The sequence below is a fragment of the Paenibacillus sp. TC-CSREp1 genome (genome assembly GCF_050171015.1).
GTDB classification, from domain to species: domain Bacteria; phylum Bacillota; class Bacilli; order Paenibacillales; family Paenibacillaceae; genus Paenibacillus; species Paenibacillus silvae.
Window position 1 is genome coordinate 110,424 of record NZ_JBNOKM010000010.1, and the last position, 23,963, is coordinate 134,386.

Annotated in this window: 12 protein-coding genes; 7 read left to right on the plus strand and 5 right to left on the minus strand. The window is 49.1% G+C overall.

Features of this window, described 5'->3' with window-relative positions; all coding sequences use genetic code 11:
- The first annotated feature begins 104 nt into the window (after positions 1-104).
- The 4 genes from ACQSGY_RS16735 to ACQSGY_RS16750 all read left to right on the plus strand — a co-directional run bounded on the left by ACQSGY_RS16735 (position 105) and on the right by ACQSGY_RS16750 (position 9,840).
- Complete coding sequence (locus ACQSGY_RS16735) at positions 105-1,808, plus strand: methyl-accepting chemotaxis protein (RefSeq protein ID WP_427179459.1); 1,704 nt, start codon at positions 105-107, stop codon at positions 1,806-1,808.
- A 336-nt stretch (positions 1,809-2,144) separates the two neighbouring features.
- Positions 2,145-5,066: a glycoside hydrolase family 9 protein gene (locus ACQSGY_RS16740; protein ID WP_427179461.1), complete on the plus strand. Its 2,922-nt coding sequence runs from the start codon at positions 2,145-2,147 to the stop codon at positions 5,064-5,066.
- Positions 5,067-5,206: 140 nt separating this feature from the next.
- Complete coding sequence (locus tag ACQSGY_RS16745; RefSeq protein WP_111268709.1) at positions 5,207-8,482, plus strand: glycoside hydrolase family 48 protein; 3,276 nt, start codon at positions 5,207-5,209, stop codon at positions 8,480-8,482.
- A 515-nt stretch (positions 8,483-8,997) separates the two neighbouring features.
- Positions 8,998-9,840 carry a C40 family peptidase gene (locus ACQSGY_RS16750; RefSeq protein WP_111268710.1) on the plus strand — a complete coding sequence of 281 codons (843 nt, stop codon included), beginning with the start codon at positions 8,998-9,000 and terminating at the stop codon, positions 9,838-9,840.
- Between the two features lie 77 nt (positions 9,841-9,917).
- Here ACQSGY_RS16750 and ACQSGY_RS16755 read toward each other — a convergent pair whose 3' ends face one another.
- Positions 9,918-10,838, minus strand: coding sequence for an ArsR/SmtB family transcription factor (locus tag ACQSGY_RS16755; protein ID WP_420873318.1), 921 nt, complete (start codon positions 10,836-10,838; stop codon positions 9,918-9,920).
- Positions 10,839-11,019: 181 nt separating this feature from the next.
- Here ACQSGY_RS16755 and ACQSGY_RS16760 point away from each other — a divergent pair, with 181 nt between their 5' ends.
- Together ACQSGY_RS16760 and ACQSGY_RS16765 are read left to right on the plus strand one after the other, a co-directional pair.
- A complete protein-coding gene (locus tag ACQSGY_RS16760; protein ID WP_111268712.1) occupies positions 11,020-12,525 on the plus strand; it encodes an alpha-N-arabinofuranosidase in 1,506 nt (501 codons plus the stop codon).
- A 1,276-nt stretch (positions 12,526-13,801) separates the two neighbouring features.
- Positions 13,802-17,344: an S-layer homology domain-containing protein gene (locus tag ACQSGY_RS16765; RefSeq protein ID WP_427052713.1), complete on the plus strand. Its 3,543-nt coding sequence runs from the start codon at positions 13,802-13,804 to the stop codon at positions 17,342-17,344.
- Positions 17,345-17,530: 186 nt separating this feature from the next.
- On the opposite strand, the gene ACQSGY_RS16770 is transcribed toward ACQSGY_RS16765, so the two are convergent.
- On the minus strand, positions 17,531-18,295 hold the full coding sequence (locus ACQSGY_RS16770) for an MBL fold metallo-hydrolase (RefSeq protein WP_111268714.1): 765 nt from the start codon (positions 18,293-18,295) through the stop codon (positions 17,531-17,533).
- A 131-nt stretch (positions 18,296-18,426) separates the two neighbouring features.
- On the opposite strand from ACQSGY_RS16770, the gene ACQSGY_RS16775 reads away from it, so the two are divergent.
- Positions 18,427-18,861, plus strand: coding sequence for an Lrp/AsnC family transcriptional regulator (locus ACQSGY_RS16775; RefSeq protein ID WP_111268715.1), 435 nt, complete (start codon positions 18,427-18,429; stop codon positions 18,859-18,861).
- Between the two features lie 203 nt (positions 18,862-19,064).
- Here ACQSGY_RS16775 and ACQSGY_RS16780 read toward each other — a convergent pair whose 3' ends face one another.
- The 3 genes from ACQSGY_RS16780 to ACQSGY_RS16790 all read right to left on the minus strand — a co-directional run bounded on the left by ACQSGY_RS16780 (position 19,065) and on the right by ACQSGY_RS16790 (position 23,479).
- Entirely contained in the window at positions 19,065-19,583 is a 519-nt protein-coding gene (locus tag ACQSGY_RS16780; protein ID WP_427052714.1) for a hypothetical protein, read from the minus strand.
- 256 nt (positions 19,584-19,839) lie between these two features.
- A complete protein-coding gene (locus ACQSGY_RS16785; RefSeq protein WP_427052715.1) occupies positions 19,840-21,744 on the minus strand; it encodes an ABC transporter ATP-binding protein in 1,905 nt (634 codons plus the stop codon).
- Positions 21,737-23,479 carry an ABC transporter ATP-binding protein gene (locus ACQSGY_RS16790; RefSeq protein WP_427052716.1) on the minus strand — a complete coding sequence of 581 codons (1,743 nt, stop codon included), beginning with the start codon at positions 23,477-23,479 and terminating at the stop codon, positions 21,737-21,739. The genes ACQSGY_RS16785 and ACQSGY_RS16790 overlap by 8 nt, the downstream gene beginning before the upstream one ends.
- Positions 23,480-23,963 lie beyond the last annotated feature (484 nt).

A 23,963-nucleotide genomic window follows, 5' to 3' on the forward strand; every position in this document is an offset into this window, starting at 1 on the left:
TTGAGCACTATACATGTCGATATATTATACAGATGTATTAGTTTAACGCGCCAAGTTGGAGGAGTGGGATAATGGAAAAAGTACGGGGGAACGTACGGGGCAAAATGAGGTTTACGATCAGGGGGAAATTGTTAGCCGGTTTTTCAATTGTTTTAGCATTACTTATCTTTGTGAGTGTATACACGCTGATTTCAGTTTTCACAATGGCTGATCAATCTCGACAAATCAACAAAACCTGGATGCCGAGTGTAAGCCTGCTTGGCATTATGAATGGTGATGTCTCGGATGTGGAGCGGCTGGCACTTGCCGTCATCGTTGAGCAGGATTCAGGCGAAACCGAGAAGCTGAATGAAGCGTTAAACGTGGTGCTTGCCAAGATCGAGGATGAGCGTAAAGAGCTGCTTCCCTTAATCAAGGGAAATACCGAGGCAGAGAAGTTGTACGAGCAGTTCTCCACAAATTATGATGCGTATCTGCAGAAACAGCCGTCTTTTATCGAATATGGTCTGAAAAATGACTATCTTGCAGCCAGCAAACTGCATACAGAGTCATATCCGCTATGGTATGCGGCTAACGATAGTATTACACAGTTGATTAACCTGGGAAATAATGGAGCAAAAGAAATCGCTGCTGAATCTGTCAAACTTGCTGAGAATACATTTAATATCATTTTAAGCGTAGCGATTGTGGCAACACTGCTTGCATTGTTCATTGCTTTCTTCATTGCAAGTATGATCTCACGTCCACTCAAAAAGATGACAGAGGCCGCTACAGCAATTGCGGATGGTGATCTGACAGGTGAGGCAATAGCTCTCAAGAACAGGGATGAGCTAGGTGTGCTGGCTACAGCCTTTAATACAATGAGTGCTAATCTTCGTTCCATGATTCAATCCGTATCGGAGACATCGGAGCAGGTTGCGGCTTCATCTGAAGAGCTTCTGGCCAGCGCGGAGCAAAATACGAGAGCTTCGGAGCAGATCACCGAGACGGTTGAGGAATTGTCTGTAGGAACAACCAATCAGGTGGATATCGTGAAGCGTTCATCCCAGGCGATGAACGAGATGGCTCTGGGCTCTGAACAGATAGCGGAATTGGCTCAAAGCGTATCTGTGTCTGCTGTGGATGCAGCAAATCAATCTGCGGAAGGCAACAAGATTATTCAGCAGGCGGTTGAACAGATGGGAACCGTTCGTAATTCCATTGCTTCACTGAGAGAACTGGTTACAGGGCTCGGTGAGCGTTCAGCCGAGATCGGAACGATTACTGAAGTGATCAACAACCTTGCGCGCCAAACCAATCTGCTCGCTTTGAATGCCGCGATTGAAGCGGCACGTGCAGGAGAGCATGGCCGAGGTTTTGCTGTCGTTGCGGGAGAAGTGCGCAAGCTGGCTGAAGAATCTTCTGCTTCAGCCCAACAGATCTCAGAGATTGTTCAGCTGATTCAGCAGGACACGAATCATGCTGTAGAGGCTGTGAAGGTAAACAGTAACGAAACGGAAGCGGGAATAGAACTGGTTGCTGCAGCCGGACAAGCCTTTGAACAGATTTCAGGCGCTGCCAATAAGGTAGCAGGGGAGATCGAGGAAGTATCCGCGGGTTCTGAGGAGATGTCAGCAAGTACGAATGAGGTCGTGAGTTATGTGAATCAGATTTCGAATATTGCCGGAGAAGCGGCAGGTTCTGTACACAACGTATCCGCGGCTACACAAGAGCAGCTGGCTTCCATGGAAGAGATTGCTTCCTCTGCAAGCCTGTTGTCCAAAATGGCAGAGGAGTTACAGGGTCAAGTCAACAAATTCAGAGTGTAGTGTTCAAATACAGAGCAGAAAAGAGCTGTTTCTCCCGGGATTTCCGGTTGAGAAACAGCTTTTTTGTCATAACACGCCACCTGAAGGTCACAACAATGTTATTTCAGAAGTCACCAATGTTGATATTGCAAGCTGCACAAAAGACTATAATGGTAATTAATGGTGGAAGTTATATAGAGTTACCACCATAGAGAGGAGCGCATGTACTTCGAAACCTACAAGTTTTCAAGCGGAACTTTCAAGAAAAGGAGATGAATCGTATCGATGAAAGGGAGCTGGTGGAGACGAGTTGCAATAGCGACATTATCGGCAGGACTGCTGGCAGGGAGCTTTTCGATGAATACAGGATTACGTCAGGCGGATGCGGCCGCTGGAGATCATAACTATGCCGAAGCTCTTCAAAAGGCCATTTATTTCTATGAAGCACAGCGTTCAGGACCTTTACCTGCGAATAATCGGGTTGAGTGGCGTGGTGACTCGGGAATGCAGGACGGGGCGGATGTTGGCGTAGATCTTACTGGCGGTTGGTATGATGCCGGGGATCATGTGAAGTTTGGTTTTCCGATGGCTGCTTCAGCTACGATGCTTGCCTGGTCTGTAGTGGAATATGCGGATGGTTATGAACAGGCGGGACAGCTGGAGGAGATCAAGGATAATATACGGTGGGCAACCGACTATTTTGTGAAAGCGCATACGAAACCAAACGAATTATGGGGACAAGTTGGAGCAGGGAACACGGATCATGCCTGGTGGGGGCCTGCCGAGGTCATGCAGATGAACCGTCCTTCGTTCAAAATTGATGCGTCCTGTCCGGGAAGTGATCTGGCGGCAGAAACGGCTGCTGCACTGGCGGCTTCCTCTATCGTATTTGCTGATGATGACCCGGCATACTCGGCGAAGCTGCTCCAGCATGCGAAAGAATTGTACAACTTTGCAGATACATATCGGGGAAAATATACCGATTGTATTACCGATGCTACTGCATTCTATAATTCCTGGACCGGATATGAGGATGAACTGGCATGGGGCGGAGCATGGCTTTATTTAGCAACAAATGATAACGCTTACTTGTCCAAAGCACTGTCCGCTGCAGATCGCTGGTCTACGAGCGGTGGTTCGGCTAACTGGCCGTATACCTGGACACAGGGCTGGGATAGCAAGCACTATGGTGCCCAGATTCTGCTCGCCCGAATTACTTCCAGTCTGAATATGCCAGAAGCAACGAAGTTCATTCAGTCTACCGAACGAAATCTGGATTACTGGACGGTAGGAACGAATGGAGGCCGTGTCAAATACACCCCTGGTGGTCTGGCCTGGCTTGATCAATGGGGCTCGCTTCGATATGCGGCGAACGCTGCCTTTATCTCTTTTGTATATTCCGATTGGGTCAGTGACCCTGTGAAAAAATCCAGATACCAAAATTTTGCTGCTTCACAGATCAACTACATTTTAGGAGATAACCCTCGTCAGAGCAGTTATGTTGTCGGATATGGGCAAAATCCGCCGCAGCATCCGCATCATCGGACGGCTCACAGCTCATGGATGAATAACGAAGATATTCCGGCGGATCACCGTCATATTTTATACGGCGCGATGGTGGGAGGACCGAATGCGTCAGATCAATATACGGATGATATCGGGGACTATGTAAGCAATGAGGTAGCGACCGATTACAATGCCGGGTTTACCGGGGCACTCGCGAAGATGAATCTGCTGTACGGACAGAATCATCAGCCGCTTGCAAACTTCCCTGCACCGGAGGTCAAAGGTGATGAGTATTTCGTGGAGGCCGCTGTACGCTCATCCGGCTCTAATTACACGGAAATCCGCGCACTGCTTAACAACCGCTCAGGTTGGCCTGCACGTATGGGCGATCAGCTCTCCTTTAAATATTTCCTTGATCTGAGCGAGGTGTATGCTGCAGGACGCACCGTATCCGATGTTCAGGTTACAGTATCGTCTAGCGAAGGGGCAACCGTTTCACAGCCCGTTGTGGTGGATGCCTCCAAGCGGATCTATGCCATTACAGCAAACTTCAGCAATACCAAAATCTACCCGGGCGGGGAGGGCAATTATCGCAAAGAGGTTCAGTTCCGAATTACAGGACCGCAGGGTGCATGGAATCCCGCGAATGATCCTTCATATCAGAACCTGTCGACAGGCAATCCGGTGAAAAGCAACTACATTCCTGTCTACGATGCCGGAGTGAAGGTGTTTGGACAGGAGCCAGGCGTTACCCCTGTTACCGTTCCAACTGCTCCTGCCGGTGTGCAGGCGGTAGCCGGGAATAGCCAGGTGGCGCTGAACTGGTCAGCTTCTGCCGGAGCTGTATCGTATACGGTGAAGCGTGCCGCGGTTAGCGGAGGCCCTTATACAACCGTAGCCACAGGTATTAATGGACTGACTTACACCAATACGGGACTAACGAATGGCACAACGTATTATTACATCGTGACTGCTGTGAATACCGCCGGGGAATCCCCAGCATCTGTGCAGGTGTCAGGAATGCCTCAAGCAGCATCGACGGTGCCAGGAGCACTGACATTAAGCGGGACAGCTGGCAATAACCAAAACATGTTGTCCTGGACCGCAGCATCAGGGGCTTCGAGCTACACTGTGCAGCGTGCTGCTGCAGGTGGAGCGTATGCTGATGTGGCAACTGGATTGACCGTGCTGACTTACAACGACACGACCTCCCTTAATGGCACGTCGTACAGTTATCGTGTGGTTGCAGTAAATGCAAGCGGGCAGACGTTGTCCAACGTGGTTATGCTAACGCCTTCCGGGCCTCCTGCTTCGACGGGGACGCTTGAGGTGCAGTATCGAAGCGGAGGCTCAGGTAATTCGAGCAATGCCATCACCCCACAATTTAATGTGAAAAATACCGGCACTCAGGCCATTGATCTGAGCACAGTGAAGATCCGTTACTACTTTACCAAAGACGGCACAGAGGAGTTGTCCTTCTGGTGTGATTACGCGCAGGTGGGTTCAGCCAACGTGCAGGGTAAGTTTGTAGCGGTGAATCCGGTGACAGGTACTGCGGATACGTATTTGGAGATCAGCTTCACCTCTGGAGCAGGAAGCCTGGCTCCCGGGGCGGAGACAGGTGTAATTCAGACACGTTTCTCCAAAAACAACTGGAGTGTGTTTGATCAAAGCAATGACTATTCCTACGATGCTTCCAAAACCGCTTTTGCTGCTTGGAACAAAGTGACGGCATATCAGGGCAATACCCAGGTATGGGGACTGGAGCCATAAAGCATAAAGCGATGCATGCAGATGGAAGTGCAGAAGGCTATGCAATATTTCAAAATTGAATAGTTCAAAAATGGAGCAACTGCGGGGATAGACGAGCAGCAGTGATATTATTTTTCACTAATCCAGGGAGGTATATATTCATGTTGAAGACAGCTGCAAAAAAGAGTTTAACGGCCATGTTGGCGGGAACTGTCATGCTGACCGGTTACACAGGACTCTGGACGGGTTCTCAAACGGCGCATGCTGCCGATCAGGCAATTGAAATTCAGGCTGATGGAATTAACGAAACACGCTTTCTGCAATTATATGCTCAGTTGAAGGACCCGGCGAACGGGTACTTCTCTGCCGAAGGCATTCCGTATCACTCCATTGAAACGCTGATGAGTGAGGCCCCTGATTACGGACATATGTCCACTTCGGAAGCATACAGCTACTGGTTATGGCTTGAGACGATGTATGGTCACTACACGGGAGACTGGTCCAAACTTGAAGCAGCCTGGGATAACATGGAGAAGTATATTATTCCAGTCAATGAAGGCGACGGCAAAGAGGAACAGCCAACGATGAGCAAGTACAATCCGAACAGCCCTGCAACCTATGCAGCGGAAAAACCATTCCCTGATCAATATCCATCCAATCTAAATGGTCAATATGCCGCAGGGAAGGATCCGTTAGATGCCGAGCTCAAGGCAACTTATGGCAACAACCAGACGTACCTGATGCACTGGCTGATTGACGTGGATAACTGGTATGGCTACGGCAATCTGCTAAATCCTTCCCATACGTCAACGTATGTGAATACGTTCCAGCGCGGTGAGCAGGAGTCGGTGTGGGAAGCGATCCCTCATCCATCTCAGGATGATAAGTCCTTTGGAAAATCAGGCGAAGGTTTCATGAGTCTTTTCACAAAGGAAAATCAGGCACCATCCGCACAGTGGCGTTACACAAACGCAACGGATGCAGATGCTCGTGCAGTTCAGGTGCTGTATTGGGCCAAAGAAATGGGCTACAACAATTCGGAATATCTGGATAAAGCAAAGAAGATGGGGGATTATCTGCGGTACGGCATGTACGACAAGTATTTCCAGAAGGTTGGAAGTGCGAAGAATGGTACACCTACACCGGGTACAGGTAAGGATTCCAACATGTATCTGATGGCTTGGTACACGTCATGGGGCGGTGGTCTGGGCCAAGGTGGAGACTGGGCTTGGCGGATCGGAGCGAGCCACACCCATCAGGCTTACCAAAACCCGGTTGCAGCTTATGCACTGTCTGACCCGGCAGGTGGCTTGATTCCTGATTCGCCTACAGCGAAAGCAGACTGGAACGCTACGCTGAAACGCCAGCTGGAATTCTATACATGGCTGCAATCCCATGAAGGTGCAATCGGCGGCGGGGCAACGAACAGCATTGGTGGTTCCTACGCGGCATATCCTGCAGGGGTTAGCACCTTCTATGACATGGCTTACCAGGAAGCACCTGTATACCGTGATCCGGATTCAAACACTTGGTTTGGATTCCAGGCATGGCCGCTGGAGCGTGTAGCGGAGATGTATTATATTTTGGCAGAGAGCGGCGACCTGACTTCAGAGAATTTCCAGATGGCCAAGAAGGTCATTACGAAGTGGGTTGACTGGACGAAGGATTATGTGTTTGTTGACGAGCGTCCAGTAACAGATGCAGAAGGGTATTATTTGAATGCGGCTGGACAGCGGATTCTCGGTGGAACGAACGTTCAAGTAGCAACAACACCTGCCCCAGGCGAGTTCTGGATTCCAGGGAATCAGGAATGGCAAGGGCAGCCGGATAAATGGAATGGATTCAGCACATATACGAACAATCCGAACTTCCATGCGATAACCAAAGGCCCGGTGCAGGATACCGGGGTACTGGGAAGTTATATTAAAGCGCTGACGTTCTTCGCGGCTGGAACCGAGGCAGAGAACGGTTCTCTAAGTGTAAAGGGGCAGGAAGCCAAGGAATTGGCTCAGAATCTGCTGAATACAGCTTGGGATTACAATGATGGGGTTGGTATTGTTACGGAAGAGGAGCGTGCAGATTATTTCCGCTACTTCGCCAAAGAGATCTATATCCCGGCCAACTGGTCTGGTACGTTCGGTCAAGGAAACACCATTCCGGGTACAGCAGGTGTACCTTCCGATCCGGCCAAAGGCGGAAACGGTGTGTACATCGGATACTCCGATCTGCGTCCAGCGATCAAGCAGGACCCGGCGTGGGCATATCTGGATAACCTGTACAAAACATCATACAACCCAACCACGAAGAAGTGGGAAAATGGTGCACCGACCTTTACGTATCACCGTTTCTGGTCACAGGTCGATATGGCTACCGCTTATGGTGAATTCGACCGTCTTCTTGGCGACAGCAGCACGCCAGGAGTTCAAGTGCCAGCTGCACCTGCCGGTGTAACCGCTGCTGGTGGGGATAAGCAGGTTGTGTTGAACTGGAATGCAGCTGCAGGAGCGACTTCATACAGTGTGAAACGCGCAACAGTAAACGGTGGTCCATACACCTCCGTAGCGACTGGAGTAACAGGCTCTACCTTTACTGACACCGGACTGACGAATGGAACAGCATATTATTATGTAATTACAGCAGTCAACAGTGCTGGGGAATCTGCACCATCCGCACAGGTTACGGCAACACCGCAGGCCGGAGTGACCGTGCCGGGAGTATTTACTCTGAGTGGAACGGCTGGAGACGCACAGGCTGTGCTGAACTGGACGGCCTCGACCGGAGCAGCAACCTATACGGTGCAGCGCTCGACGGGCACGGGGGCATATGCCAACCTTGCAACAGGTTTGACGGCATTAACCTATACCGATACAACGGCGGTGAACGGAACAGCTTATAACTACAGAGTGGTTGCAACGAATGCGAGTGGTCAGACTAACTCTAACGTCGTTGTGCTGACACCGATGGCTGCTCCGATCTCAACGGGAACGCTGGAAGTGCAGTATCGCAATGGAGGGTCCAGTGCTTCGGGCAATGCGATTACACCACAATTTAATCTGAAAAATACAGGTACAACGGCAATTGATCTGAGCAAGGTGAAGGTGCGTTATTATTTCACGAAGGACAGCGCAGCGGATCTGAGCTTCTGGTGTGACTATGCACAGCTCGGCAGTGCCAATGTACAGGGCACCTTTGCTGCTGTACAGCCAGCCAAAGGCACAGCAGATACGTATCTGGAGATCAGCTTCTCTGCGGGTGCGGGAAGTCTGGCAGCTGGCGCTGAGACCGGCATCATCCAGACCCGTTTCTCGAAGAACAACTGGACGAATTTTGATCAATCCAATGATTATTCCTTTGATGCTACTCAATCCGCTTTTGGTGCCTGGACCAAAGTGACAGCGTATCAGGACGGTGTGAAAGTGTGGGGGATGGAGCCTTAATCAGCAAGAGATGATGGAGTGCCGGGCTGGTTTCAGGAATTGGGGATGGAAACGTCCAACGCATCATTCGAATTGCTGTTGATAAGCTCAAGCTGAAAGCCGGGGAGAAATCCCCGGTTTTTCATGTTTGCCAATCCATATATTTTCAAATGTGAAGGAGGGATTCCAGAAGAGAGTGGAATGAAACGTAGTAATGTTTTCCAATTCAGCTGCAGCGAAATATTAAAATCTAGTTCGCGGGTTGCATAGCGGGGGAACAGAAGGCATACATGACCAAAACGCGGCAATCGAAGGTATATCAATTGGTTACAATAATTTAACCTTTGAATTCAGGCCATGTGTGCTCTATTTTTCCAGTGAAAGAACGTTTTCCCTGATGCGATGTGCTCAAGCTTGGATAAATCCTTGCAGGACTTTGGGCTGATGAACGTTATGGAATGCCCGTTTACAATAAGGCGAGCCGGGAAGATGTCTTCCTGGTTAAAATTCTGTAATATTCGGAGGGACACGACATCATGAACTGGAAGAATACCATTGTTACGGCAAGTGTAACGGCAGCGATGCTGATGGGAAGTCTGACAACGGCAGCACTCACAGGACAGGTATCCGCAGCAGCGGCAGATCAATCCAAAGCAGAAGTCATCTGGGGTGTAAACCTTCGAACCTCACCAACGACATCGGCAAAAGTTATTCGGATGGTATCCAAAGGAGAAACGGTAACTGTGCTGGAGCAATCCGGTTCAGACTGGTATAAAATTAAAGATTCGGCTAATCGGACAGGCTACATCTCGTCCTCATCCAAATACACTCAGCCGGTGAATCAGGATACAACAGCTGAGAACAAAGGGACCGGTAACGGTTCAAGCAGTTCGAATTCAGCCATTTCTAATGCCAACAACGGTTCAGCGGTCAAAGGAAGCGCGGCAGTAGAGAAGGTTATTGCGGCTGGAATGAAGTATATGGGGACACCTTATAAATATGCAGCAGACCGCAACAGCACATCTGTGTTTGACTGCTCCAGCTTTGTACGGCGAGCTTTCATTGATGGACTGGGCGTCACACTCCCGGCTGATTCACGTCAGCAAGGAGAGTATGTGAAGAAGAAAGGCCAGGTTACGACCAATTGGAAAAACCTGAAGCGCGGCGATCTGATGTACTTTATGTCTTATAAAGGCACTTCGGCTTCCGCTTACAAAGGGATAAACAAATCAAAGGCAACGATCACACATACGGGTATTTATCTGGGTAACGGTAAAATCCTGCATACATATTCCAACGCTGGCGGTGGTGTGACGATTAGTGATATTGCCGGCAAGCATTGGGAATACCGCTTCCTGTATGGAGGCAGCGCGCTGTAGGACAAGCTCACAGGTATAAAAACACCTTTCAATACCCTGGAATAAGGGCAAATGAAAGGTGTTTTTGTGCTTTCTTTTTACAAGGCTGGAATGCCATCGTGGTAGAAGAGTCGGAATAAAATATCCTGATTGTAGTTGCCAAAACCCTCACCGTACAGCGTCATACCGCCTACATGCCGGGCATCCTCTTCCACAGAAAGCCTGAGCGTCCACAGATTGCGTTCTACAGGAATATCTGCGAGTGTAATGCTCGATAGAAGCTGTCCATCAATAAAGGTTCCTTCATGCGTAATACGCAGCACTTTAAGCATGCCGTATTGATTGACAATATCGCTCCACCAGTCAGGTGTAAAGATACCACGTCCATTGCCAGAGTCGCCTGGACTGGTCCATTCACCCAAACGAATGCCATTCAGCGTGAACGTAATGTCAGAGGGCCAGTTGGGATTGACAGAGGGGGCCTCAGAGCCGATCTCCAGTGATAATTCGATAGCATCGATCAGCTGCCCGTTTAGCATATAATTTGGAATTTTATACTCGACAAATCCTCGGCCAAACCACAGGATGTGGGCGTGCATGCGGTCCGGGTCCAGAAAATAACGGGGATCATCATACTGTCCGATCACATGGGTGGATGTAGCTAAACCGCATGTTGGATACACGTCGAAATGGGTGTAATGTCCGACAGGAATGGATACCTCGTGAAACTTGCGGGATATGCCGCTTTCCTGGGGCATGGAGATGCCAATCCAGTCCACGGCCAGGCTGTTCATTTTATGTGTGCCGCCGTCCTTGCGAACCATTTTGGACTGAATGATGCCAACGTCCTGCAGCTTGCGAACATGCATGGTGACGATTGCACTGCTTAGCCCCAGCGATGCTGCAAGGTCCTTCACATTCATAGGTGTTTCGGCGACAAGACGGATAATCTGCAAGCGGACTTCACTTGCCAGTGCTTCATATAATGGGAGCCATTCGGCATCGGTATTTGCTCTGATCACAGGTGTTCCTCCAATTTCATTTATAGAATTAAGTTAAACATAAATTCATTGAAAAGAATAATGTTTTCTGAATTTCTGGTTGAAATATGTGGTGTTATCGATTTTAATATAAATATGAACATTGATCCATAGAATATCAATTAATTTTTTTATTAATCTTGAGGAGATGAGATCATTCATGGAAAAAGCGAAAATGACGATAGATAAAGATTTTACAATTGGTGAAGTCGATAAGCGTTTGTATGGATCATTTATTGAACATCTTGGACGTGCTGTGTATGGCGGAATTTACGAGCCTGGACATGGTTCAGCAGATGAACAGGGATTCCGCGCAGATGTATTGGAGATGGTGAAGGAGCTGCAGGTGCCGATTGTACGATATCCGGGGGGCAATTTTGTATCCGGTTACAATTGGGAGGACAGCGTTGGACCTGTGTCCGAGCGTAAACGCAGGCTGGAGCTTGCCTGGAGAACGATTGAAACGAATGAATTTGGTTTTAACGAATTCGTGGATTGGGCGAAAAAGGCGAACTCCGATGTGATGATGGCGGTGAACCTGGGAACACGCGGGGTCGATGCTGCGCGTAATATCGTAGAATACAGCAACCATCCGGAAGGTTCGTATTACAGTGATCTTCGGATCAAGCACGGATACAAGCAGCCGCATGGTGTGAAAACCTGGTGTCTGGGAAATGAAATGGACGGCCCTTGGCAGATCGGGCACAAAACGGCCGAAGAATATGGTCGCACAGCTGCGGAAGCAGCCAAAGTCATGAAATGGACTGATCCAACGATTGAACTCGTTGCCTGCGGAAGCTCGCATCTGGGCATGCCTTCCTTCCCGGACTGGGAAGCAACGGTGCTGGATCATACGTATGATCATGTCGAATATCTCTCTTTGCACCAATATTACGGCAACCCGGATAATGATACCCCAACGTTCCTTGCGCGTTCATTGGAAATGGATCGTTTCATTGATACGGTAAAAGCGACTTGTGATTACATGAAAGCAAAGAAACGCAGCAAAAAGACAATGTATTTGTCCTTTGATGAGTGGAATGTATGGTATCACTCCCATGAGAACGACTCCAAAATGGACCCGTGGCAGATCGCTCCACCGCAGCTGGAGGACATCTATAATCATGAAGATGCGCTTCTGGTAGGCTGTATGCTGATTAGCATGCTGAAACATGCGGATCGGGTTAAAATGGCTTGTCTGGCGCAGCTCGTCAATGTTATTGCTCCAATCATGACAGAAACAGGTGGAGGTTCATGGAGACAGACGATCTTCTATCCATTTATGCATGCCTCTGTGTATGGTCGCGGAACGGCGTTGGTACCGCTGATTCAATCACCTAAATATGACACCAAAGAAATCACGGACGTTCCTTATCTGGAAGGTATTGCAGTGCATAATGAGGAGCAGGGTGAGGTCACGGTGTTTGCGGTTAACCGTCATCTGGAAGAATCTCTCCCGCTTGAGGTTGATCTGCGCAGCTTCGGTAAATGCAGCCTGATCGAGCATATCGTGCTGGAGGCAGATGATCTCAAAGCAAGCAACACAGCTGCCCAGCCTGACCGTGTCGTTCCGCATAACCGTGGTGGAGCCTCCGTATCCGATACACTGATCACAGCCAGTCTGGCAAAGGCATCCTGGAACGTCATCCGTTTGAAGGTACAGTAAGCGGATAAAGGAAATGTACGAGTTATGTGATGAGTTAAGGGAATCGTTAATCGTAGTGTAGAGTAAAGTAAAGTAAAGTAGAGGGTATCAGGTCAGCAGAAGGAATTATAAGGGAACGAAAGCAGAATATAAGGAAGCGCAAGGAATCGTAAGAAAGGTAAAATACTGTAGGCCAAGGTAGATCGCAATAGAGCAAAGAACTCTAAAAAACACCAAGATAAGTTACCGAATACAAGTCAGCCTTCAACGAGAGCAAGCAGGGGGACAGAGTAAAGTGAATCCCGAAGCAGGCTGAAGACTGAAGTGGCACGAAGGTCGAAGTGGCGCGAAGGTCGAAGTGGCGCGAAGGTCGAAGTGACGTGAAGGTCGAAGTGACGTGAAGGTCGAAGTGACGTGAAGGTCGAAGTGGCGCGAAGGTCGAAGTGACGCGAAGGTCGAAGTGACGCGAAGGTCGAAGTGACGTGAAGGTCGAAGTGACGTGAAAAAATCTGGATGCGAATATCGCATCCAGATTTTTTTTAGCCCGGTGAGCGAAAGCCGCCCCGTGAGCGGAAGGCGATCCCTGCCGTAATGTTCGGCAGGAACAGGATGCTTGTAGGATGAGTTTGCAGTCTGAGTGAGCTAGGTGGGTGGAGGTTTATTCTCCAAGGGCAGCACAATGCAAAATTCAGAAGCGCTAACGATCTCAGGAAAGCTTATTTAGGTGTTTTTCATCCCTTCCAGAATCTAACGATTCCCAGAAACCTTATTTCACCGAAATGAGCTGATATTACGCAGAAAAAGGGGGAATTCTCACAAATAGCGTCGCCTGGATTCGTTAGAATTTCAAAGTCGCCGAAAAGCCGCGAATAGCGTCATCTCGATTCGTTAGAGCTGCGAGACCAAATTCGAATGTAGGAGCGGTTAAACGAGTTATGCCTAGACGTCTCCGAGACTGATATACGATTGCCAGAATATATTACATGCTGCAAGGTTAGCAAGCAGGGAGTCAATTTAGCAGCATTTATTATCCAACGAGAATGAGTTTCTCGCATAGATTTATCACTATTTTCAAGCAAAAATGATAGCGTATCCATCATCTTAATTTTTTTAGCGAAAAAAGTCGAATTATATCAACTAATACAATATGTTTTGTGATAGTATAGCAGTATATTCCAGACGAAATCGTGTGATACGGGGGTTGTTCCGCGCGTAAGCCGTCCAGGGGTATATATAGGTGAAAAGGGAGAGCGATGCTATGGACCGAAGGCTGATTTTGAAATTTACAGCAATTTGCATGATTGTGAGTTTGGTGATGACGATGTGGGGTAAAGTGCCTGTTGTGCTTGCGGCCTCCAGTAATCCGACGGTTACTTCCAAGCTGGAAAGCATTGAGGTATCCGATGTTGCGAATGGTGCGGTGCTGGATCTCTATCGAGTCTCTGACGGGGAGCTGGTGGCTACTTCAACACCCGTTACAGGGGGCATATATCTGTTTAGTCCCGTTGTTCCTGACAGGGAACAGTACTACGTGAAACAAACGGTGAATGGAGAAGTCGTCGGATATTCCCCCTTTGTCAATTCCGAGCTGCGCAAGCCTCAAGCATCAGGGGATGTAGAGGAAGTGCTGGTTAGCAATGTATACCCTGCAGCGGAAGTAAAGCTGTATGAATCCAATGGAACCTTAGTCAACATCACTGGAGAGCTTCAGTCCGATGGCACCGTGCTGTTCAAAGGTGTGACGGCAGGAATAAATTACTACACTACACAGAGTATTAATGGAGTTATTCAAGGTTCCAATACGGTGACGGTAGCTCCTAAAAGGCCTAAAGCCGAAGGAAAACCGGGGCAGATCACGGTCAGCGAATTTCATTCGGGGGCCATTCTGAAGCTGTACCAGGTGAATGGTGGTACATTGGAGGCTACTTCACCTCCCGTAACAGACCCTACGTATACGTTTGAGTCTGTTGTACCCCGCAAGAGCCAATATTACGTAACTCAAACCTTTAACAACGTAGAAAGTAAAAACTCCGATTTTACGACTTCTACTTTGCCAAACCCACAGGCCAGTGTGGATGGTAATTCCATCAAGGTCAGCACCATTTATCCTCAAGCCACTGTTTCTCTGTACAAGGGGGATGGAAGTCTCGTTTCCAATACACCCGATGTGCAGCCAGATGGGACAGTCATCTTTCCTAATCTCACCAGCCGTACCTACTACTACGTGCAGCAAACGATTAATGAAGTCATCAGTGAATCAGACACCGTTTACGTGGCACCGGACATTCCTGTTGCGCCTGTAGCTCAAGGCAAGCTGGAAAGCATCGAGGTCAGCGGATTCACATCAGGTGCAACCCTGAAGCTTTACCAGAAGTCGGATAACTCGCTTATAGCCACGGCAGATGCTGTGACGCAGATCCCGTACCTGTTCCAAGCGGTAGAGCCTAAAACTGGAGGGTATTATGTCACACAGACGGTTAACGGGGAGCAAAGTGAGAATTCTGAATTTGTAAATTCCGAGTTGCGACACCCTGAAGCGAGTGCTGATTCCATTTCAGTCACGATCAGTAATGTATATCCAGGAGCTACCGTTTCTTTGTACAAAAAGAGTGGAGAGCTGGTTTCTTCCGATACGCCGAACTTGCAGCAGCCGGACAAGGTTATTTTCACAGGCTTGGAGAAACGTACCCAATATTATGCTCAACAGCAGATTAACGGCGTAGTTAGTGTAACGACAAGCTTCATCGAGCTGTCTATTAATACGCCCGGCAGGCCGACAGCGGTAAAGGGAACGGAATATATTGATGTCAGCGGCTTCACTTCTGGTGCCGTTCTGAAGCTCTATGAGGCGGAAACCGATACCCTGAAGGCTACCTCTGAACCGGTTACAGAAAGCACGTATCGTTTTGAGAACGTAATACCGGACAGCAGAGAGTACTATGTTACTCAAACGGTAAATGGCGAAGAAAGTAACAATTCCGATTTCATCGGCGTGGACCTGCGGAAACCTGCAGGTAGTGTGGGCATCGGGTATCTGGATGTGGATGAAGTCTATCCCGGAGCCACTGTCAGCTTATATTTGACGGACGGCACACTTGTTTCCGATAGTCCCGAACTGCAATCCGATGGCAAAATGCGATTCGGCAATCTGCCAGCTGGCGGTGAGTATTATGTCGTACAGAGCGTAAATGGTGTAATCAGTGAGGCAACGCCTTGGCTGATGATCCCTACCGTTCCTCATGCGCCTAAGAATGTAAAAGCAACAACCGGCAACGCTCAAGCAACCATTACATTTGATATTCCACGTCAGGATGGAGGCAGCCCGATCACGGAATATGAAGTAACAGCTTCACCAGGCAATATTCAGGTCAAGGGAGCCTCAAGTCCAATAACAATATCAGGTTTGACGAATGGCACAAGTTATACGTTCACGGTTAAGGCAATTAATGCGGTGGGCAGCAGTTTAGCATCGACGCCTTCCAATGCAGTGATTCCAGCGTTACCTTCAAGTGGAGGTGGCTCAGACAGCAGCTCCGGTTCAGGCAATGCAACAGGAGGTACATCATCATCTACACAGACAACCGTCAGCCAAGGCATTAACGTTCTTGTGAATGGTGTATCCGAACAGATCGGCTTTTTAACTCAAACGACCAGAGAGGGTCAGGTTGTAAGCAAGGTCGGCGTTGATCCCGAAAAATTAAAACAGAAGCTGGCTGCTGAAGGCCCAGGCGCGTTGGTTACGATTTTGGTCCCTTCTGGTGCAGATGTGCTGATCGGAGAGCTGGACAGCTCCATGATTCGGGATATGCAGCAGTCAAAGGCCGTATTGAAGCTGCAGACCGATTTCGCAACGTACAGCCTTCCTGTACAACAGATTTCACTCGATTCCCTTGCCCAAGGCTTGGGGGGCGACAAAGCTCTGCAAGATATGAAAATCCAAGTGGAGATGGGCAAACCCTCTCAGGCAGAGAGTGATGCCGTGACTCGCTCGCTTCAACAGAACCAGTTCAGTCTTCAAGGAATGCCTGTTGAGTTTAAGGTGCGGGGGACATACGGAGACCGGTCTGTAGATATTCATCAGTTTAATACTTATGTCGAACGAACAATCACTCTCGAAAAAGGGAAAACACAATCCGGCATCACTACAGGCGTTGTTGTGAACCCGGACGGCACTGTAAGGCATGTACCTACTCGTATTGTCCTGAGAGATGGAAGATATGAGGCAGTAATCAACAGTTTAAGCAACAGCACCTATGCGCTTATCTTCAATCAGGTTCAATTCGACGATGTAGCGGGGCACTGGGCACAGAATGCTGTGAATGATATGGCTTCCAGAAAGATCATTGAAGGGACAGGTAACGGTAACTTCAGTCCTGATCAGTATATGACTCGCGCTGAGTTTGCCGTGATCATCACCCGGGCATTGGGCATAGCACCAAAAGCATTGAACAGCACGTACTCTGATGTGCCACAGAATGTATGGTATTCTGCAGCTGTTGGCAGTGCGCGCGAGTATAATCTGATACAAGGTTATGCGGATGGAAGTTACCAACCTGATCGGAACATAACTCGTGAGGAAGCAATACTTCTTTTAGCCAGAGCGATGGAACTTAGAACCGGACCAGCTTCAATCACTGAGCAGCAAGCTCGGCAGATTATCGCAGACCGCGGTCTGGAAAAAGGGATTTCCTCATGGGCCATCAAGGGTGCAGCCCAGATGATTGAAGCGGGAATCGTGACGGGTCGAAGCAAAGGTGATCTGGCTCCTGATGCGTTCGTTACCCGTGCGGAGGTTACACAGATGGTAGCACGTTTACTTTCGAAGGCTGGTCTGATCTAGGGATCTAGTCCATTACTTTATCACTCTTTATCTAAGTCACTGCTTTATCGGTTGATCCAATCTATTGTTTTAATGGATCTTTTGACTATGGCACGAAACGAATAAAGCAAGACGCAAAGACCGCATAACCCTGATGACAGGCAATGCGGTCTTTGCTGATAACGTATATTTTATGCAGCTTCAAATTCAAGCCTTTCCGCCAAACTCCAGGCTTTCGCCATCCTGTGGAATAAACACTTCCCCATCCAGCTGCTCAGATGCCAGATAAGCGGCAAGATCGGTACGTGTTGTCATACAGTGATTGATGGCATCCATATGAACGGCGATGAGATGGGCTGAAGGTGCAGCGCGTTTTACGGCGGCGACGTCGGGGCCGTCCATCGTGATGGGATCACCTTGCAGGAAGCGGGCGCCTCCGGCATTAACAACAATGACCTCTGGATTATAGGTTTTAATGGCTTTCGCAGGCTCCTCACACCAGATGGTATCCCCGGCAATATAGGTGACGGGTTCTCCAGCCGCTTCAAGCACAAAGCCGGATACATTCCCCATACGTTTGCCAATCTCACCTGTACCGTGCTGCCCTGAAGTACGAGCAAACTGTATCGATTGATGCTCATGCTGTACATCGATTGGGGTTACGTTTGTAAATCCGGCTTTGATGAAAATATGCTCATCCCCAGGCTGGCATATCAGCGGGATATCTTTGCGCAGCTGCCTTGCAGCGGCTTCGTCCCAGTGATCGGGGTGCGTGTGCGTTACAAGCAACAGGTCGGGGTTCAGAATATCGGGCTCGATATCGGGCAAGCTGACTCGGGGATTGCGCAGATCATTTGGTGTATTGGGAAAAGCAGGCATGCTCTCGGCATCCATCAGCATCGGATCAACCAGAATGTTCAAACCTGCATATTTTAGCCACAATGTGGCATTTCTAATCAATTGAATCTTCATTTCATTTGCACTCCTTCATGTTCTCTCTTAGTATTATCCTATATGTTAACCAAACCGATTCACGTCGTACATAACCTGCTGAATGCAGATTGACCTGACGATTTTCAAGGTGAAAGGAGTGCTGAATATCCATGAACGAAACGATAGATGCGACGGATTTACGTATTCTGCAGATCCTCATTCAGGATGCCAAACGATCAAACAAGGAGATTGGGGAAGAGGTGCATCTTACGGGGCAGGCGGTTGGCGCAAGAGTTCGCAAGCTGCAGGATCTGGGGGTTATTGAAGGGTATACGGTAAAATGGAATCCGGAACGCGTCGGCTTGGGCCTGCAGGCGTTTGTCACGGTATTTCTGAACTCTGGCGAGAAACATCCTGCCTTTCGTGCTTTTGTGGCAGCGCGTGAGGACATCGTTGAGGTCCACCGTGTAAGCGGAGAAGGTTGTTACCTGATGCAGGTGCAGACCGGATCGACCGAGCAGCTGGGTGAACTGCTGGAGGCGCTGCTGCCCTTGGGCAATTATAGAGTGAATCTGTCCATTGGTGTAGAGAAGTCCAGGAAATAAGAGAGAGCGAAGATTATATGGAAGCTTTGTAGAACTTGTCCTGCAAGTCTGCTCCTCATGCCCTTGTCTCAAGGAATACCGTATGATGCCCAGCCGATAAGGAAACTCCCAGGGTCAGGCTTTTCCCGAAAGTCTGATGAAGTTTTTTCTGAGCCCCCAACATAGCCCATAGTCAGGAGGAGAAGAGGACACCAGCAGCTAGATCAGTCCCGATCCATCTTTTGATGTCCCCTTAACGTCTGCTGAAGCAGAGCCAAAGAGTGAAGAAGTCTCTTTTTTCCAAGCAGATGATCGGAGTGGATATGGACGCGTGTGCCATCCTTCAGATATATGGCATACATGGGGGAGCGGGATAGCTGCCACTTGCTCTGAGCCGGGGTAGTCAGCTCAATCTTGCGAATCTGGTCCCACGGGAGATCACGGTGTCCGGCGTGGAGATGCTGCTCATCCCATGACAAGAGTACGGTTGAACGCTGAAGGGAGCGATTCAGGAACATAAAGAAAAAGGGTCCCACCATCCACATACCGAGTATCGCGGCCATAGGATAATAGATTTTCTCTACATTTTCTGTCTGCCCGGCCACGATGATCCATAAGAGCAGCACACACAGGACAAGGAACAGGAGGCAGAGGCTTCCTTTCCAGATGGCTGTGATGCGGCGATAACGAATTTCTCCGATTTCCCCGTGCTGATGTTCGGACGAGGCAGAGTGCATATGCATTATTCATTCCTCCTTGTAATCCCTGGCCCCACATGTAAAATTGCCGCCTGCATGAGCAGAGCGGCATGTTTGGCGTGTGCAGCCATATTGTATTTGACGGTAAGCATATATTACAGTTGACGTGCGAGCCCATATTGTAGTTTACGAGTTCAGGCGGCCGTTAGGTGGGGGAGATGTGAACAACTTATTAGCCTGTCATTTCTCATGTTCATTTACCAGAATTGTCATGATCACGGTGTTTACGAAGCGCCGGTACTTACCCCAGCTTGCTCGAATGCTGTCCGGCTTCGCGTGCGTGCTGGTATAAATCCGCATACACGCCTTGCAGCGCAACCAGTTCCTGATGTGATCCTTCCTCCACAATAGCACCGTGCTCCATCACCAGAATTCGATCGGCATGCATCACCGTGGACAGACGATGCGCAATAACAATGGTTGTTCTGCCTTGGGAGACGGACTCAAGTGCATGCTGCACAAGCTGCTCGGTGTGTGAATCGAGATTCGCGGTGGCTTCATCCAGAATAAGCACCCGGGGCTGGAAGACGACGATTCGTGCAAAAGAAATCAGCTGCCGTTCCCCGGCAGACAGTCCGCTTCCACGCTCCGACAGGCGAGTATCGTATCCTTGCGGTAAACGACGGATCATCGCATCTGCACCAACGAATTGGCAAGCCTCCATCGCCTGCTCCCGTGTAATATCCTCTCTGAACATTCGCACATTATCAACAATTGTACCTGAGAACAGGAAAGGCTCCTGCTGAATCAGACCGACAATACGGTGAAGCGAAGCTTGTGGAAGTTGGCGAATGTCGGTGCCATCAATCTGAATGCTGCCCTGATTCACATCGTAGAAACGATTGAGCAGGGAAATCAGCGTGCTTTTGCCAGCGCCGGTTGTTCCCACAATACCGACCATCTCACCCGGATAGAGGTGCAGGTTCATGTTTTGAATAATTGGCCGGTCTGCACGATAACCAAAGGACACGTCGTTAAAATCAATCTGGCCCATAACCTGCTGCGGCTCCAGAGCAGGTTTGCTGCCCGGCTTGGGATCATGCACTTCAGGTTTAGTGCTCAAAATGTTCCAGATCCGATCCATAGAAACGGTGGTAGACTGGAAGGTGTTCCATTGCATCGTAATCTGGTTGATGGGCTGGAAGAACTGCCGAATATAGCTGATGAATGCGTACAGCACCCCAACTTGCAGAGATTCACCAAGCACAGCCCGCCCGCCGAGCCAGACCATCATTACCAGAGCTGCGTTACCCAGAATGTCAAACGTCCGGTTAAATATCACATTAGAACGTGCCTGTGCAATGTTGGCTTGCAGGTGTAGGGAGTTCTGCTCCTTGAACCGTTTTTTCTGCTCTTCCTCCTGATGAAATGCCTGGATCAGAAACATACCGGACAGGTTTTCCGCAGTGAAGGCAATGAGACGCGAAAGCCGGGTACGTGCATTCTGGTAGGCTCTCCGCAGCCTGTGGCGGAATAAAGCAGCTACAACGGCGATAACGGGCAGTACGATAAGTGAATAACTGGCGAGCACAGGATCAAGCTGAAACATAAAAAAGATAATAAGCACCAGCATCATGCCATCCCGGATCAGACTAAGCAGCACCTGTGTGAAAAAACTGCTGATCGTTTCTGTATCACTGGATACATTGGTCACCAGACTGCCGATATGAAAGCGGTCGAAGAAGGACATCGACATTTTGGAGATGTGCCGGAACAGGTCTTTACGAATGCGTGAGACGATGCTCTGACCGACATGCTGTAACAGATTGTTTTGTACATACGTGAAAATAAAACTGATCACAGCCAGCCCCAGGAAAATGGCAGCAAGCTGAACAAGAAAGCTGACACTCGTTTGACCCACAGCCAGATGGTCATCGATGGCGATCTTCACCAGATAAGGCTGCAGCAAATCTGCCGATATGCCAAGCAGGGAGCAGCAGAAAATCCCGGCGAAAGCCCACCGATGCGGCTTGGCATAACCCATCATCGCTTTAAACGAAGCGCGTTTACTGTGCTGATCCCCAGTGACTGTGTCAGAGTCGGGTTCGGCTTGATTGTTAGTGTCATTTGTATTGTTAGTATCATTTGTGGCTTCTGAATGCTGCGTTCTGTTCTTATGCTTCTCCTTGTCCTCGGCGTCAGACATGATGTAATCCCTCCTCCTGCAAGCGATAGGTTGCTGCGTACAGGCCTTTGGCAGCCATCAGCTCGGCATGGCTTCCCTGTTCAACAATCTGTCCTTCATCCAGCACGATAATGTGGTCTGCATGACGAACCGCGCTGATGCGATGGGAGATGATCAGGGTTGTCTTGCCCTTGCCCAGCTTGCGCAGACTGCGCAGAATGCCGGTCTCGGTAACCGCATCGACGGCACTCATGCTGTCGTCCAGAATAAGCATCTGGGCTTGCTTGATCAGTCCGCGGGCGAGACTGGTGCGTTGCCGCTGTCCACCCGATAACGTAAGTCCGCGTTCACCAAGCAGCGTATCGAAACGGTCAGGGAATTGGACTATATTTTCATAGATCATTGCTTGTTTGGCGCTGTCCTCGACATCACCAAGCGGTGCTTCCCGATTGCTGAAGGCAATGTTGTCACGGATGGTGTTGCTGAACAGAAATCCATCCTGAGGAACATAAGCGATCCGTGATCTCAGACTGTCCAGTGACAGTTCACGAATGTCTGTGCCATTGATGAAAATGCTGCCTTCCGGCGGCTCGTATGTACGAAGAAGCAGCTTGACCAGTGTGCTTTTCCCTGAACCTGTTTTGCCGACAATGCCAACCGTACGACCTGCTCCAATTCGGAGCTGAATCTGCTTTAAGGCTGGAGCTGTGCTGCCCGGATAATGGAACGTCAGATTCCGGATCGTAATCTCCTGTACATTGTGCAGTGTCTCTGCTTCTGCAATTTCACGCACATCCGGTACTTCATTGAGCAAGTCATTCACTCTTTCGAGCGAGGCCCCTGAGCGCTGCATCGTATTGATCACGTTGCCAATCTGCTGGAGCGGGCCCATAATCATGCGCAAATATAAGGTCAGTGCAACAAAGCTGCCCAGCGTAATGGAATGCTGCATCGTCAGAATGCCGCCAACCAGCAAGGACACAACGAGAGACAACGCGCCCAGCAAAGGGAGTGCAGCTTGAAAGAGGGAAGACAGTCGAACCAGGCGAAGCTGCTTGGTTTTAATATCATCAACCGTTGCGCCAAAACGTGAACATGCACTGTCCTCAATGGCAAACGTTTTGATCACACGAATACCGCCGAGCTGTTCTTCGGCAGACTCCGTCATCGTGGCGAGAGCTTCCTGCACATCCCGGGAGCGCTTTCGTATTCGCGGGCCGAAGAATACAACCAGAAAAGGAATCGCAAGCAGGGGCACAATGCTGATCAGGATCAGTGTGAGCGGAATTCCGCTCAGCAGCATCATCACGATACAGGAAAGCAGCAGAAACGTTGCGTTGGTCGTCATGGTAACCCCGTTCGAGATGGCTTCACGGACGGAGGTAACATCATTCATGAAATAGCTGAGCAGCTTGCCGTTGCCCTGTTTGGAAAAATAATGCTCACTAAGCTCGGAAAATTTGCGGAAAATCCGCTCCCGTGTCATGAATTCGAAACGGCGGCCCAGCTTCATAATCATGAATTGGCCAGTACCAAACAGCAAGTTGTAGGCAATGGCAACCGCAAGCAGGGACAAGCTGTAACGAATCACCGTCTGCATCTGAAGTGAGTTTTGCATTAATTGATCCGTGAAGCTGCCCAGAATACGGGGCAAGGAGGCCTGGCCGACGTTGGACGCAATGATCAAAAGAATAGCCAGGAGATAGATGGGCCAATGGGATAACACATAACCGCGCAGCAAACCTTTTTTGGACATAGGTGTGGGTTCTCCTTTGGTTGGTTAGAGCTATGGAACGATTGGAGCGCTTGTTTCATACAAACGAAGTCAAGAAAAGGGCAGACACCTCGATGTTAGCGTGTCATGCCCTCTTACTGTATGCGAACTCGTTTGTAATTTATCCGTCATATGATGAATTCTCTATTTATATTTTCGCGCTAATGTGGGATGTTGTCAATGAACCTGCTCATCCTTGAAAGCGGGAAGCTTACAGCAGATCCACAAGCAACTGTGAAAAGAAATACGCCAAGGGAACACTTCAAAATGAGAATACCTATCTATAGGTGAAATGCACGTTGTACACAGTCTACATACGATCTGCAGGTGATATGACAACATATCATACGTTGCTGATATGCAGCAATTCATATGCATGCTTATGAAATTGTATTCACCAATTGCCAAGTGAACTGAAACATTTTCCGGGGGTGTCCCGTCTGTAGGGATGAAAAGGTGATAAAAA

What these genes read in the sequence shown, in the direction of transcription:
- ACQSGY_RS16765 (WP_427052713.1), top strand. Translation starts at nt 13,802, where the DNA reads ATGATTGTGAGTTTGGTGATGACGATGTGGGGTAAAGTGCCTGTTGTG.
- ACQSGY_RS16770 (WP_111268714.1), bottom strand. Translation starts at nt 18,295, where the DNA reads ATGAAGATTCAATTGATTAGAAATGCCACATTGTGGCTAAAATATGCA.
- ACQSGY_RS16775 (WP_111268715.1), top strand. Translation starts at nt 18,427, where the DNA reads ATGAACGAAACGATAGATGCGACGGATTTACGTATTCTGCAGATCCTC.
- ACQSGY_RS16740 (WP_427179461.1), top strand. Translation starts at nt 2,145, where the DNA reads ATGAATACAGGATTACGTCAGGCGGATGCGGCCGCTGGAGATCATAAC.
- ACQSGY_RS16785 (WP_427052715.1), bottom strand. Translation starts at nt 21,744, where the DNA reads ATGTCTGACGCCGAGGACAAGGAGAAGCATAAGAACAGAACGCAGCAT.
- ACQSGY_RS16760 (WP_111268712.1), top strand. Translation starts at nt 11,020, where the DNA reads ATGGAAAAAGCGAAAATGACGATAGATAAAGATTTTACAATTGGTGAA.
- ACQSGY_RS16780 (WP_427052714.1), bottom strand. Translation starts at nt 19,583, where the DNA reads ATGCATATGCACTCTGCCTCGTCCGAACATCAGCACGGGGAAATCGGA.
- ACQSGY_RS16745 (WP_111268709.1), top strand. Translation starts at nt 5,207, where the DNA reads ATGTTGAAGACAGCTGCAAAAAAGAGTTTAACGGCCATGTTGGCGGGA.
- ACQSGY_RS16735 (WP_427179459.1), top strand. Translation starts at nt 105, where the DNA reads ATGAGGTTTACGATCAGGGGGAAATTGTTAGCCGGTTTTTCAATTGTT.
- ACQSGY_RS16750 (WP_111268710.1), top strand. Translation starts at nt 8,998, where the DNA reads ATGAACTGGAAGAATACCATTGTTACGGCAAGTGTAACGGCAGCGATG.
- ACQSGY_RS16790 (WP_427052716.1), bottom strand. Translation starts at nt 23,479, where the DNA reads ATGTCCAAAAAAGGTTTGCTGCGCGGTTATGTGTTATCCCATTGGCCC.